14 protein-coding genes are annotated in these 12,826 nt (G+C 65.5%); 6 read left to right on the top strand and 8 right to left on the bottom strand.

Features of this window, described 5'->3' with window-relative positions; translation table 11 throughout:
- The first annotated feature begins 93 nt into the window (after positions 1–93).
- Positions 94–1,278 (top strand): acetyl-CoA C-acetyltransferase, encoded by a 1,185-nt coding sequence (locus ABGN05_RS11145; protein WP_367954080.1) that lies wholly within the window; start codon positions 94–96, stop codon positions 1,276–1,278.
- A 117-nt stretch (positions 1,279–1,395) separates the two neighbouring features.
- Positions 1,396–2,118 (top strand): acetoacetyl-CoA reductase, encoded by a 723-nt coding sequence (phbB, locus tag ABGN05_RS11140; protein ID WP_367954079.1) that lies wholly within the window; start codon positions 1,396–1,398, stop codon positions 2,116–2,118.
- Positions 2,119–2,152: 34 nt separating this feature from the next.
- On the opposite strand, the gene ABGN05_RS11135 is transcribed toward phbB, so the two are convergent.
- The 7 genes from ABGN05_RS11135 to ABGN05_RS11105 form a co-directional block, all read right to left on the bottom strand.
- Positions 2,153–2,662 (bottom strand): hypothetical protein, encoded by a 510-nt coding sequence (locus ABGN05_RS11135; RefSeq protein WP_367954078.1) that lies wholly within the window; start codon positions 2,660–2,662, stop codon positions 2,153–2,155.
- Positions 2,659–3,888 (bottom strand): dual-specificity RNA methyltransferase RlmN, encoded by a 1,230-nt coding sequence (gene rlmN, locus ABGN05_RS11130; RefSeq protein WP_367954077.1) that lies wholly within the window; start codon positions 3,886–3,888, stop codon positions 2,659–2,661. Before rlmN ends, ABGN05_RS11135 begins: the two co-directional genes overlap by 4 nt.
- 187 nt (positions 3,889–4,075) lie before the next feature.
- Positions 4,076–4,579, bottom strand: a complete 504-nt coding sequence (locus ABGN05_RS11125; protein ID WP_367954076.1) for an invasion associated locus B family protein — start codon at positions 4,577–4,579, stop codon at positions 4,076–4,078.
- Between the two features lie 283 nt (positions 4,580–4,862).
- Complete coding sequence (locus ABGN05_RS11120) at positions 4,863–5,240, bottom strand: YkvA family protein (RefSeq protein WP_367954075.1); 378 nt, start codon at positions 5,238–5,240, stop codon at positions 4,863–4,865.
- Positions 5,241–5,282: 42 nt separating this feature from the next.
- Complete coding sequence (locus ABGN05_RS11115; RefSeq protein WP_367954074.1) at positions 5,283–5,576, bottom strand: 4a-hydroxytetrahydrobiopterin dehydratase; 294 nt, start codon at positions 5,574–5,576, stop codon at positions 5,283–5,285.
- A gap of 108 nt (positions 5,577–5,684) precedes the next feature.
- Complete coding sequence (gene thpR, locus ABGN05_RS11110; protein ID WP_367954073.1) at positions 5,685–6,281, bottom strand: RNA 2',3'-cyclic phosphodiesterase; 597 nt, start codon at positions 6,279–6,281, stop codon at positions 5,685–5,687.
- 126 nt (positions 6,282–6,407) lie between these two features.
- Complete coding sequence (locus tag ABGN05_RS11105) at positions 6,408–7,043, bottom strand: arylesterase (RefSeq protein WP_367954072.1); 636 nt, start codon at positions 7,041–7,043, stop codon at positions 6,408–6,410.
- 86 nt (positions 7,044–7,129) lie between these two features.
- Between ABGN05_RS11105 and ABGN05_RS11100 the strand changes: the two genes are divergently transcribed.
- From ABGN05_RS11100 to ABGN05_RS11085, 4 genes are all read left to right on the top strand, one after another.
- A complete protein-coding gene (locus ABGN05_RS11100; RefSeq protein WP_367954071.1) occupies positions 7,130–7,828 on the top strand; it encodes an ABC transporter ATP-binding protein in 699 nt (232 codons plus the stop codon).
- A 25-nt stretch (positions 7,829–7,853) separates the two neighbouring features.
- Complete coding sequence (locus ABGN05_RS11095) at positions 7,854–10,388, top strand: ABC transporter permease (protein WP_367954070.1); 2,535 nt, start codon at positions 7,854–7,856, stop codon at positions 10,386–10,388.
- 207 nt (positions 10,389–10,595) lie between these two features.
- On the top strand, positions 10,596–11,339 hold the full coding sequence (locus ABGN05_RS11090; protein WP_367954069.1) for a Bax inhibitor-1/YccA family protein: 744 nt from the start codon (positions 10,596–10,598) through the stop codon (positions 11,337–11,339).
- 104 nt (positions 11,340–11,443) lie between these two features.
- Positions 11,444–12,013 (top strand): GNAT family N-acetyltransferase, encoded by a 570-nt coding sequence (locus ABGN05_RS11085; protein ID WP_367954068.1) that lies wholly within the window; start codon positions 11,444–11,446, stop codon positions 12,011–12,013.
- Positions 12,014–12,031: 18 nt separating this feature from the next.
- On the opposite strand, the gene ABGN05_RS11080 is transcribed toward ABGN05_RS11085, so the two are convergent.
- Positions 12,032–12,418, bottom strand: a complete 387-nt coding sequence (locus ABGN05_RS11080) for a DUF2794 domain-containing protein (RefSeq protein ID WP_367954067.1) — start codon at positions 12,416–12,418, stop codon at positions 12,032–12,034.
- Between the last annotated feature and the right edge of the window lie 408 nt (positions 12,419–12,826).

Here is a 12,826-nt window from a genome sequence, read left to right as displayed (position 1 = left end):
CCGGTTTGACACAGGTCATGGAAAGGGCAAGAAAAGTCGCCGACATCCGGCCCGAGAGCCGGTTCGAGCGATCCGTCTTCCAGGGAGATACACATGGCCGCTTCCAACAGCATCGTCGTCGCCAGCGCCGCGCGGACCGCGGTCGGTTCCTTCAACGGGGCCTTCGCCACCACGCCAGCGCACGAACTGGGCGCGGTCGTGGTCAGGGAAGTGCTGGCTCGCGCAGGCGTCGAAGCGGCCGAGGTCGACGAGGTCATTCTCGGGCAGGTGCTCACGGCCGGTGAGGGCCAGAACCCGGCGCGGCAGGCGGCCATCGCTGCCGGCATTCCGGAGGGCGCCACGGCTTGGGGCCTCAACCAGGTCTGCGGTTCCGGCCTTCGCTCGATCGCCATCGGCATGCAGCAGATCGCTACGGGCGACGCGCGCGTCATCGTCGCCGGCGGCCAGGAGTCCATGTCCATGTCGACGCACTGCGCGCATCTGCGCCAGGGTGTGAAGATGGGCGACTACAAGATGGTCGACACCATGATCAAGGACGGGTTGTGGGACGCCTTCAACGGCTATCACATGGGCAATACGGCCGAGAACGTGGCACGGCAGTTCCAGATCACGCGCGAGACGCAGGATGCCTTCGCGCTCGCATCGCAGAACAAGGCCGAGGCCGCCCAGAAGGCCGGCAGGTTCAAGGACGAGATCGTCGCCGTTACCATCAAAGGCCGCAAGGGCGACACGGTGGTCGACCAGGACGAGTACATCCGCCACGGCGCCACGATCGACGCCATGCAGAAGCTCCGTCCGGCCTTCGACAAGGACGGCTCGGTAACGGCGGCCAACGCTTCCGGCATCAACGACGGCGCGGCCGCCGTCCTTCTCATGACCGAGGCGGAGGCCGAGCGCCGGGGCATCAAGCCCCTGGCGCGGATCGTCTCCTGGGCGACCGCCGGCGTCGACCCCAAGATCATGGGCACCGGCCCGATCCCCGCCTCGCGCAAAGCGCTGGAGAAGGCCGGCTGGAGCGCCGCCGACCTCGACCTCGTGGAAGCCAACGAGGCTTTCGCCGCACAGGCCTGCGCCGTCAACAAGGACATGGGCTGGAACCCGGATATCGTGAACGTCAACGGCGGCGCCATCGCCATCGGCCACCCGATCGGCGCCTCGGGCGCCCGCATCTTCAACACGCTGGTCTTCGAGATGAACCGCCGCGGCGCGAAGAAAGGTCTCGCGACGCTGTGCATCGGCGGCGGCATGGGCGTGGCCATGTGCGTGGAAGCGCTCTGATAGGCAGTAGGGGAATAGGGCAGTAAGGCAGTAGGGAACAAAAAAGGGCAGATCGGCAGCCGCACCTACTGCCCTACTGCCCTACTGCCCTACTCCCACAATCTGGGAGGAGTATTCATGCCAAGAACAGCACTCGTCACGGGGGGAACGCGCGGGATCGGGGCAGCCATCTCGATGGCGCTCAAAGATGCCGGCTACAAGGTCGCCGCCAACTATGCCGGCAATGACGATGCCGCGCGCGGCTTCAACGCGGAGACGGGCATCCCGGTCTACAAATGGTCGGTGGCGGATTACGACGCCTGCGCAGCCGGCATCGCACAGGTCGAGGCCGATCTCGGACCGGTCGAGGTGCTCGTCAACAATGCGGGTATCACCCGCGACGCGCCCTTCCATCGCATGACCCGCGAGCAGTGGACCGACGTGATGCGGACCAATCTCGACGGCGTCTTCAACATGACGCATCCGCTGTGGAACGGCATGCGCGAGCGCAAGTTCGGCCGCGTCATCACCATCTCCTCGATCAACGGCCAGAAGGGCCAGTTCGCCCAGGCGAACTATTCGGCGGCCAAGGCCGGCGATCTCGGCTTCACCAAGGCGCTGGCCCAGGAAGGCGCGCGCGCCGGCATCACCGTCAACGCGATCTGCCCCGGCTACATCGCCACCGACATGGTCATGGCGGTGCCGGAAAAGGTGCGGGAAGGCATCATCGCCCAGATCCCCGTCGGACGGCTCGGCGAGGCCGCCGAGATCGCGCGTTGCGTGGTCTTTCTCGCGTCGGACGATGCCGGCTTCATCACCGGATCGACGATCACGGCAAACGGCGGCCAGTACTTCATCTGAGGTGAGAGAGCGGCCCGCTTCGGCGGGCCAGCCGTCAACCGGGTAGACCGTCGTCCGGCGGGCGCCGGTCCGCCAACCCGGCGGAGCGGCCGGCGACCAGCCAGTATGCCGTGCCGCCGACGATACCTGCCGCGATCGCGGCAGTCGCGATCTCCGGCATCCAGATCAGCGGCAGCCCGGCATCGAAATGGCCGACCTCGCCTGGATAGGCTGCCGGTCCCTGCGTGCGGCGCGCGATCATGATTGCAACGAAACCCGCCACGCCGCCGGAGAGCGCGTGATAGAGCCAGCTCCGATAGCCTAAAATTTCGGAGAGGCCGGCAAGCACGGCGGAAGGGACGAACGCGAAATAGGCGACGAACAGCCCGACCAGTGGCACCGAGATGAACAGCCCGCCCATCAGCAGCCACGGCGCTTCCTCGCCCGGCACCGCGAACATCGGCCAGGCGACAAAATGCAGGAAGCCGCTCGCTACGAGCGCCGCCACCCCGTAGCCGATGACGATGAGAAAGAGCCTGAGGAGGATCAGTCCGACGCGGCTCAAGCCTCGCCGTGCCCCGCGATCATCATGGCCTCGAGCGCCAGGCGGTCGCTCTTCTTCATGCGCTCCGATTCCGACTTGAGCTGCCCGCAGGCGGCAAGGATGTCGCGACCGCGCGGCGTGCGGATCGGCGAGGCATAGCCGGCCGCGTTGACGGCATCGGCGAACTTCTCGATCGTTTCCCAGTCGGAGCACTGGTAATTGGTGCCCGGCCATGGGTTGAACGGGATCAGATTGATCTTGGCGGGAATTCCCTTGAGAAGCCGTACCAGTTCCTTCGCGTCCGCGAGGCTGTCGTTGACGTCCTTCAGCATCACGTATTCGAAGGTGATGCGCCGCGCGTTGGACAAGCCCGGATAGGCGCGACAGGCGGCCATCAGGTCCTTCAGCGGATACTTCTTGTTGATCGGCACCAGCATGTCGCGCAGATCGTCGCGCACGGCATGCAGCGAGATCGCCAGCATGACGCCTATCTCCTCGCCGGTCCGGTGGATTTCGGGCACGACGCCGGAGGTCGAAAGCGTGATGCGCCGCTTCGACAGCGACAGCCCGTCGCCGTCCGCCGCGATCAGCAGTGCCTTCTTGACTTCCTCGAAATTGTAGAGCGGCTCGCCCATCCCCATCATGACGATGTTGGTGATGCGGCGGCCTTCAGCCGGAACGATAGCGCCGGCCGGGGTATCGCGGTCGGGAAAGTCGCCGAGCCGATCGCGCGCGGTCATCAGCTGCGCGAGGATTTCCTCTGCCGTCAGGTTGCGCACCAGCTTCTGCGTACCGGTGTGGCAGAAGGAGCATGTGAGCGTGCAGCCGACCTGGCTGGAGATGCAGAGCGTGCCGCGCCCTTCCTCGGGAATGTAGACCGTCTCCACCTCGACCGGGCGCCCCGCGCCGCGCGGCGGAAAGCGGAACAGCCATTTGCGGGTGCCGTCGGACGAAACCTGCTCCTCGACGATCTCCGGTCGCGCGATAGAAAAGGTCCGGTCAAGCTCGGCGCGAAGCTCCTTGGAGATGTTGAACATCTCCGAGAAGTCGGAGACGCCGCGAACGTAGAGCCAGTGCCAGAGCTGGCTGGCGCGCATCTTCGCCTGGCGTTCGGGAACGATACCGGATTCAACCAGCCACTCGGCGAGCGCGGCGCGCGAAAGCCCGACCAGCGGCGGCTTTTCCCTGACCGCGGGACGGAGCGCGTTCCGCGTTTCGGCGGAGGTGATGTCGAACGATAGTGCCATGGTCGGGGAAATATTATCGGCCGCGGCCGATTTCCAATCTTTCGCGCGACATACCAGAAGTTTGCGCGTCAGTCACGCGATGGCTTGGCAAAAGGCGAAAGCACGCCTCGTGTTTCGACACCCCCGCGTGTCGCGAGTGCCGGCCCGGCCATCGGCCGCGCCGAGCAATTTCTCGGATCGGATCGGGCTACTTGCAGGCCGAGATCGAATCGAGCGCGGCGGATATTCCGCGCAGGGAGAAGTTGTAGCTCGTGTCGTTGCCGCGGCCGGATTTGGCGGCGACGGACATCACCGAGCCGGCCTTCATCGCGGCGACGAGCTGCGGCTCCTCGGCGGCGTTCTCCAGCCACGCCGACTTGCCCTTGGTGAACAGCGAGAAGGACCGGTCGCCGACCTTCACAGCCACCTTGGAGTTTTCCTGGAAGGGGTACGAAGCGATGAACTGCGGCTCGAACGCGACGTTCTGGCCTGGCTTCTGGCTGACGAAGAAGAAGATATCTCCGTGATCGAGCTGCTGCGGCTGCTTTTCGGTCGGCACCGACAGAACGTAGCAGACCTTCCCGGAATCGCCCTGGTAGGAATAGGTCCCCCAGGCGTTGAACTGATTGATCTTTGTGGCCGATTGCGCGGCGGCGGGGCCGGCGATCGTCACCGCGATGGCGCTTGCCAGGAGTAGAATCAGTGCACGCATTTCTTCCTGCCGTTCTTGTGTGTCCTGATCGAAGATCGATACCGGTTGCGATGAACCGGGATTCGCTTCAATTTAAGTTAATCGGGGTTACCAAAGGATGAATCCGCTTTGACCCCACGCCCCGATGCGCTTTGCACTCCGGCCGGCCCGACCAGGCACTGTGTTGCTCATCAACCGGGCACATCACAGATCAATTCTCAACGTCACGAAAGCGGCAAGAGTTTGTCGGCGGCAGGCGGCGACGCCGCATCGAGCCTGATCGGCAACGGAAAGGCCGTGACGCCTATTGGTCCAGGAAGCTGCGCGCCGCGGCCCGGTGGGCGGGCGTAATGTGCGACCGGATGGCACCGAGGGCGGCGGTCAGGACGGCGACGTCGTCGGTGAAGCCGAGACCCACGAGAAAATCCGGGATCATGTCCAGGGGAACGACGAAATAGGCCAGCGCGGCAAGGAGGATGCCGCGCACGCGCGCCGGCGTCTTCTCGTCGAGCGCGCAGAAGTAGGCGGCGACCACCTCGTCCATGAAGGGGACACGACCGGCCGCGCGCCGCGCCGTGCGCCAGAAGTCGCGGCGCACGCGATGTTCCCTGCGCCGGTTCTCGTCGGACGGGACGGGGGCAAGCACTTCCTCGATCGCGGCGGCGTCAACTGTCTTCTTCATGTGGTTTATCTGGGTGGCGCGATGGCTGGTCGCAAGTCCCGTTCAGCGGGCGCAGGCGTCCATCTTTCTGGCCAGATTGAAGTCGAGTTCGGTCAGCCCGTCCGCGTCGTGCGTCGACAAGGTCACCTTGACGGTCTTGTAGACGTTGAACCATTCCGGATGATGGTCGAGCTTCTCGGCGGCGAGCGCGACCCTCGTCATGAAGCCGAAGGCTTCACTGAAGTTGCGGAAGACATAGGTCTTGCAGATCGCCTCGCGACCCTCCTGCAATTCCCACCCCTCGAGTTCCGCCAGGGCGTCCCGAACCGCCTGTGCGTCGAGCTTCTGTCTCGCCATGCGACGTCCCCCTTTTGGATTGGCCTCACCGCTGGATTTAGGACACGGCCCGAAAAAATCGAGCCGGCCGCGGGACACCGCGACCGTCAGAGGTCCGGCCGATGCAGCCTAGCGCGGCATGCGGAACGCGTCCGCGGCCGCCGTCGATGCGCCGGTCTGCCCCGTCCTTTCCGCGTCAAGCGGCCATGCTTCCTCGACGATATAGGGTCCGCCGCCAACCGAATCGCGCGACGACATCAGGACGAAGCGGCCGACGCGGAAGGGCGCGGTTGAGAAGCCGCCGTGACCGGAAAGATAGGATGCCAGATCAAGCGGGCTCGCGTTGCGCAGCCGCGCGATCGTGACGTGCGGCACGAACTTGCGCGGATCGTAGGGTGCGCCGTTGCGCGAGCAGATGCGGTCGATCTCGCCTTGCAGTGCAGTGAGTTCCGGGGAAGGCGAGACGCCGGCCCAGAGCGCGTGCGGCTTCTTGGTGCCGAAGGCGCCTACGCTAGAGAGGCGGATCTCGAAGCCCGGCTTGCGGACCCGGTCGAGGCCGCTGACGATGTCATCGGCGACCCGCCCTTCGACGTCGCCAATGAAGCGCAGGGTGATGTGGTAGTTCTCGACGTCGATCCAGCGCGCTCCGGGCAGGCCGCCCCGAAGCAGGGACAGGGAGAGCGTGGCATCACGCGGTACCTCGAGGGCGGTGAAAAGTCGCGGCATGGCTACCTCCTCGAATCGCTCCGTCCTTCCCAGCGAACCATCGATCCTTGCCTGCGGCAAGTCCGATATGTCCGCGTTCGACCTTTCACGACAGGGTGCGGCGCGGCGTCCACACCCTGCGCGCTCTCAGTCGAGCCCGGAAATCGCCTCCTCGACATATGGCAGGGCCTCCGAGACCATGCGGTCGACCCCTTCGGCATTGGGGTGCAGGCCATCGGCGAGCAGCAACTGCCCGTTCGTCGCCACCCCTTCCATGAAGAACGGGAAGAAGGTGACGTCGTATTTCCCCGCAAGCCGCGGGAAGATGCCGTTGAAGGCCTTCGCGTAGTCCGCCCCGAGGTTGGGCGCGGCCAGCATCCCTGCAAGAACGACGTCGATGCCGCGCTCCGTCAGCCGCGCCAGCATCGCATCCAGGTTCCTCTCGGCAATCGCCGGCGCGACGCCGCGCAGCATGTCGTTGGCGCCGAGTTCCAGGATGACGAGGTCCGTCCCGTCGGGAACGGACCAGTCGAGCCGGCCGAGCCCGCCGCTGGTGGTGTCCCCCGAGACGCCGGCATTGGCGACGGACACGTCATGCCCTCTGGCCCGCAAAGCTGCCTGGAGCTTTTCCGGGAAAGACTGCCCCGGTTCGAGCTGATAGCCCGCCATGAGGCTGTCGCCGAACCCGACTATGTCGATCTTCTCTGCGATCGCCTGGTCCAGAAAGGCGAAGATGACCAATCCGGCGACCGAGATTGCACGTATCCGTGGTTTGAAACCCATCTTGCAGAACCCATATGAACCCGGACCGAAAGCAGCCTGCCGCCGTCCATCCCATCAATTCCCGAACCATATAGGGTCCAATCCCGGTGACAGAAACAGTGATCGACCTCAAGAATGTTTCGCTGACACTGGGACAGGGGGCCACGTCGGTCCACGTCCTGAAGGATCTCAGCCTTGAGATCTTCGCCGGCGAGGCGACCGGCATCGTCGGGCCGTCGGGATCGGGAAAATCGACGCTGCTGATGGTGATCGCCGGACTGGAAGGCGTCGATGCCGGTTCCGTGACGATCGCCGGCAAGCGCCTCGACGGGCGCAGCGAGGACGAAGTCGCCGCCTTCCGCGGCAGCAACATCGGCATCGTCTTCCAGTCCTTCCACCTGATCCCGAACATGACCGCGCTGGAGAACGTCGCGGTGCCGCTGGAACTCGCCGGGCGCAGCGATCCCTTCGGTGTCGCTGCCCGCGAACTGGAGGCCGTCGGCCTCAGGGACCGCGTGACCCACTATCCAGGCGAACTGTCGGGCGGCGAACAGCAGCGAGTCGCGATCGCCCGCGCGCTCGCCCCCGAGCCGAAGATACTCATTGCCGACGAGCCGACCGGCAATCTCGACCAAGCGACGGGCCGTCAGATCTCCGACCTGTTGTTCTCCAAGGCAGCCGAGCGCGGCATGACGCTGGTGCTCGTCACCCACGACGTCTCGCTTGCCGGCCGCTGCGACCGGCAGATAGCGATGCGCTCGGGCCGTATCGAGAGCGGACGGCTGCACGCCGCCGTCTCGGCCTGAGGGACCGCCCGTGCGAACCGGACGAATGCTCGACCTCGCCGTGCGATTCTCCCTGCGCGAGATGCGTGGCGGCCTTTCGGGGTTCCTGATCTTTCTCACCTGCATCGCGCTCGGCGTCGCGGCCATCGGCGGCGTCAACTCGGTCGCGCGCTCCATAACCTCGGGAGTGGCGAACGAAGGACAGACGCTGCTTGGCGGCGACATCCGCTTCGAACTGGTCCACCGCCAGACGAGCGATGCCGAGGCAACTTTCCTCCAGAGCCTCGGTACGGTGGCGCAGAGCGCCAACATGCGTTCGATGGCCCGCCTGGAGGACGGGTCCGACCAGACGCTGGTAGAGGTGAAGGCCGTCGACGGATTGTATCCGCTCTACGGCACGCTGGCGACGACGCCTTCGCTCAATCACGAGGCGTTGTTTGGCCGGCGCGACGGTGCCTTCGGCGCCGCCGCGCCGCAGCTCCTGTTCGACCGGCTCGGGCTGGAACCGGGCTCGCGCCTGAAGCTCGGCGGCGAGGTGTTCGAACTGCGCGCGGTGATCGATGACGAACCCGACCTCGTGTCGGATGGATTCGGCTTCGCGCCCCGGCTGATGGTCTCGATGCCGGCGCTCGAGGCTTCCGGCCTCGTGCAGCCCGGCAGTCTCGTGGAGTACGCCTACAAGGTTCGCCTGCCTGCCGGCTCCTCCGAAGCCGATATCGCCAGAATCCAGGAGCGCGCGGGAAGCGATTTCCCCGAGGCCGGATGGAGCATCCGCTCGCGCGCCAACGCCGCGCCGTCCCTGTCGGCCAACATCGAACGCTTTTCGCAGTTCCTCACCCTCGTCGGCCTGACCTCGCTCGTGGTTGGCGGGGTGGGCGTGGCAAACGCCGTGCGGGCCTATCTCGAAGGCAAGCGCGCGGTGATCGCCACGTTCAAGAGCCTCGGCGCATCCGGAGGCTTCGTTTTCGCCGTCTATCTCGTCCAGATCGCCATCATCTCCGTGATCGGGATCGTCGCCGGGCTGGTACTTGCCGCGCTGATGCCATTCGCCGCGAGCGCGGCCCTGTCCGGCGTGCTTCCCGTGCCGACGAGGGGGGCGATCTACTGGGACGCGCTCGGCATCGGCGCGCTGTTCGGCCTGCTGGTAACCTTCGCCTTCGCGCTGCTACCGCTCGGCCGGGCCCGCGACGTGCCCGCCACCGCGCTGTTCCGCGAGATGGGCTTCGACACGACCGGCCTGCCCCGGCTGCCCTATGTCGCGGCGGCGGCGGCGATCGGGCTGCTTCTGGCCGGCCTCGCGGTGTGGTTCTCGACCGACCGGTCGATCGCCGCGATCTTCGTCGGCGCGACCGCGTTCTCCTTCGCCGTGTTGCGGCTGGTCGGCCGGCTGGTCCAGTATCTGGCGCGCAGGAGCCCGCGCGTGCGGTCCACGGCGCTGCGGCTGGCGCTCGGCAATATCCACCGTCCCGGCGCGCTGACGCCGTCGGTGGTCCTGTCGCTCGGCCTCGGCCTGACGCTGCTCGTCACGCTGGCGCTCGTCGACGGCAACATGCGCAGCCAGATCGCCGGCAGCCTCACCGAGCGCGCGCCGAACTTCTTCTTCGTCGACATCCAAAACACCGAGGTCGAGGATTTCGCCACGCTCGTCCAGGACCTCGCGCCGGACGGTAAACTCGTGCGGGTTCCCATGCTGCGCGGCCGCATGATGGAAATCAACGGCGTTGACGTGCGCGAGATCGAGGTGCCGCCGGAAGGCCGCTGGGTGCTGCGGGGCGACCGCGGCATAACCTACGCAAAGAACATCCCCGAAAACGCCACGCTCGCGGGAGGCGAATGGTGGCCGGTTGATTACTCCGGCGAGCCGCTGGTTTCCTTTTCCGCCGAGGAAGGCCGCGAAATCGGCCTGAAGCTCGGCGACACGATCACCGTCAACGTGCTCGGCCGCAACGTGACCGCCCGGATCGCCAACTTCCGCAACGTCGAGTGGGAATCGCTCGGCATCAATTTTGTCATGGTGTTCTCGCCCAACACCTTTGCCGGTGCGCCGCACGCATGGCTTGCCACGCTGCTCGACCGCTCATCGACCGCGCCCGAGGAAGCCCGCATCCTGAACGAGGTCACCCGGGCCTTCCCGGCGGTGACGACGGTGCGGGTCAAGGACGCGCTCGACATCGTCAACCGCCTCATCGGGCAGCTCGCCACCGCCATCCGCGCGGCGGCCGGCGTCGCGCTGATCGCGTCCGTGCTGGTCCTTTCCGGCGCGCTCGCGGCGGGCAATCGCGCGCGCATTCACGACGCGGTGGTGTTGAAGACGCTGGGCGCGACACGGCGCACGCTGATGGCCGCGTTCACGCTCGAATACATGCTGATCGGCCTCGCGACGGCCATTTTCGCGCTCGCGGCGGGCGGCGTCGCGGCGTGGTTCGTCATATCCCGGCTCATGGGGCTTCCTGCGATCTTCCTGCCCGAAGTGGCGGTGTCGACGATCGTCATCGCCCTGGTCCTGACGGTCGGTTTCGGCCTGCTCGGCACCTGGCGGGTGCTCGGCCACAAGGCCGCGCCGGTGCTCAGGAATCTTTGAGCCCACGTTAACCATGTCGGGAGCAAGGTTCCGGAGCGATAAATTTCGTGCGATCACAAACCTTCGTGCGGACAAGCGCTCTTGTTCTTGGCGATAAGGCACATCATATTCGCCGTCAGGCATGCTGGAGTCCCGCCAGCGGCGCCTGGGCGAATCGGGTTCGATGTCGCCCGACACCGGACGGGACAGAAGCTGTAAGAGGAAATCATGGCTGACATCCGCAACTACAATGCGCGCGTCGCCGGCGTCGGCACCCGTGCCGATACCGGAATCGACGAGGGCCTTCGCGCATATATGCTCAAGGTCTACAACCTCATGGCGCTCGGCCTCGCCATCACCGGCCTGGCCGCCTGGGGTAGCTTCAACTTCGCCGTCGCCGATGGCCAGCTGACCGCGTTTGGGCAGTTGATCTACGCCAGCGCGTTCCGCTGGGTCGTGATCCTCGCGCCGCTCGCGATGGTGTTCTTCCTGTCGTTCCGCATCAACAAGATGAGCGTTCCCGCGGCACAGACGGCCTTCTGGGTCTATTCGGGCCTCGTCGGCCTCTCCCTGTCGACGATCTTCCTCGTCTACACCGGCGAGAGCATCGTGCGGACCTTCTTCATCACCGCGACCGCCTTCGGCGGCCTGTCGCTCTATGGCTACACGACCAAGCGCGACCTGTCGGCGATGGGCTCCTTCCTGGTGATGGGTCTGTTCGGCCTGATCATCGCGATGATCGTCAACATCTTCCTGCAGTCGTCCGCGATGCAGTTCGCCATCTCGGCGATCGGCGTGCTGATCTTCTCGGGCCTCACCGCCTACGACACGCAGAACATCAAGGAGATGTACTACGAAGGCGACGACGCCACCGTGGCCGGCCGCAAGGCCATCATGGGTGCGCTGCGCCTGTACCTCGACTTCATCAACCTGTTCATGTTCCTGCTGCAGTTCCTGGGCAACCGCGAATAGCCGGACTGGACCAATCGATCCTTCGGGGCGGCCAATACGGCCGCCCTTTTCTTTTTCGGCGCACTCCGCGTAATGTTCGTGCAACTCCATTCCCTGCACGAAAAATGAGCGTCGTCGCCCTTCGATCTGCCACGAGTGCCGATATCGCCGCGATCACGGCGATCTATGCCGATGCGGTTCGCAACGGTACGGCGAGCTATGAACTCGAGCCGCCCGGCGAGGCCGAGATGGCGGCGCGCTTCGATGCGTTGACCGCGCGGGCCTATCCGTACCTCGTGGCCGAAGACCCGTCGGGCGTTTTAGGTTACGCCTATGCCGGTCCCTTCCGGCCACGGCCGGCCTACCGCTTCATGGTGGAGGATTCGATCTATATGGCACCGGAAGCGCGCGGGAAGGGCATCGGCCGCCTGCTGCTCGCCATGCTGATCGAGGAAACGGCCAAGCTGGGCTTCCGGCAGATGGCGGCCGTCATCGGCGACGGCACCCGCAACGTCGCCTCGGTGCGTCTGCATGCCCTGGTCGGCTTTCGCCACACCGGCATCCTCGAAGGGTCCGGATTCAAGCACGGCCGCTGGCTGGACACCGTGTTCATGCAGCTATCGATGAACGGCGGAACCGCCACCGATCCCGATGCGAACTCGCTGCCCGAGCAGAACTTCCGTGCCGGCAACTGACCGTGCCTGCTTGGCCGGTCAGGCGTGGACCAGCTTCAGGTGCCTGTCGAAGACGTTGAGCACCCGCGCGAGTTCGTGGCCGCGCTTCAGGATGTGTCCCGTCGCCGCCACCACCGAGTAGGCGCCTTGCTTGCGAGCCAGCTTCGGGTCCTTGACGATCTGGAACAGGGGCACTTCGCTCGTTCGCCGGAATACGGAGAAGACGGCACGATCCTGCAGATGGTCGATCGCGTAGTCCCGCCATTCGTTGGCGGCGACCATGCGCCCGTAGATTCTCAGGATTTGATCGAGTTCGCGTCGGTCGAACCTGACCGGTAATCGTTCACGATCCCGCCGTGCCTCGTGAAGCGGGATCAATATTGCGGAGCTGTCCCCATCCTCCGCACCGTTGGAACGCTCGGCCATGAGCTCACCTTCCGTGACAGTTTCACGACGGTTCAAAGGTCGTCTTTCCGGCCCGGTTTTGCAACCCCCGCCCCCGGCGGATAAGCGAGAACCAAGGACAGCGAATGCAATCGCCTGCGGTGGGCAGGCCCACGCGGTGCGATCCCCGCGCGCGGAGATGGGAGAGCGCCTTTGCGAAGAACGCAGGGTCTCCGCCGGCGCTTCGGTTTGTTAACGCCCGGTTAACCCGGCGGTCACGAAGCGGCACAGGATGATCGAATTGGTGATGGCCCGCCACATTCCGGCCGTGAATTATCCCGCTTGCCGCCCCATTGCGCGGCGAACATCCAATCGTTGCCTGAGACGGTTCGGTCTGGCGCTGGCCCCGTAACCCCAAGCCCCCCGCCCACGGTGTCTTCGCTGGGCCGA

Source organism: Aquibium pacificum (assembly GCF_040839445.1).
GTDB lineage: Bacteria > Pseudomonadota > Alphaproteobacteria > Rhizobiales > Rhizobiaceae > Aquibium > Aquibium pacificus.
This window is presented reverse-complemented; position numbering and strand designations above follow the sequence as displayed.

Coding starts and splice junctions, on each gene's coding strand:
- ABGN05_RS11145 (WP_367954080.1), top strand. CDS start 94: ATGGCCGCTTCCAACAGCATCGTCGTCGCCAGCGCCGCGCGGACCGCG.
- phbB (WP_367954079.1), top strand. CDS start 1,396: ATGCCAAGAACAGCACTCGTCACGGGGGGAACGCGCGGGATCGGGGCA.
- rlmN (WP_367954077.1), bottom strand. CDS start 3,888: ATGGCACTATCGTTCGACATCACCTCCGCCGAAACGCGGAACGCGCTC.
- ABGN05_RS11125 (WP_367954076.1), bottom strand. CDS start 4,579: ATGCGTGCACTGATTCTACTCCTGGCAAGCGCCATCGCGGTGACGATC.
- ABGN05_RS11120 (WP_367954075.1), bottom strand. CDS start 5,240: ATGAAGAAGACAGTTGACGCCGCCGCGATCGAGGAAGTGCTTGCCCCC.
- ABGN05_RS11115 (WP_367954074.1), bottom strand. CDS start 5,576: ATGGCGAGACAGAAGCTCGACGCACAGGCGGTTCGGGACGCCCTGGCG.
- thpR (WP_367954073.1), bottom strand. CDS start 6,281: ATGCCGCGACTTTTCACCGCCCTCGAGGTACCGCGTGATGCCACGCTC.
- ABGN05_RS11105 (WP_367954072.1), bottom strand. CDS start 7,043: ATGGGTTTCAAACCACGGATACGTGCAATCTCGGTCGCCGGATTGGTC.
- ABGN05_RS11095 (WP_367954070.1), top strand. CDS start 7,854: ATGCTCGACCTCGCCGTGCGATTCTCCCTGCGCGAGATGCGTGGCGGC.
- ABGN05_RS11090 (WP_367954069.1), top strand. CDS start 10,596: ATGGCTGACATCCGCAACTACAATGCGCGCGTCGCCGGCGTCGGCACC.
- ABGN05_RS11085 (WP_367954068.1), top strand. CDS start 11,444: ATGAGCGTCGTCGCCCTTCGATCTGCCACGAGTGCCGATATCGCCGCG.
- ABGN05_RS11080 (WP_367954067.1), bottom strand. CDS start 12,418: ATGGCCGAGCGTTCCAACGGTGCGGAGGATGGGGACAGCTCCGCAATA.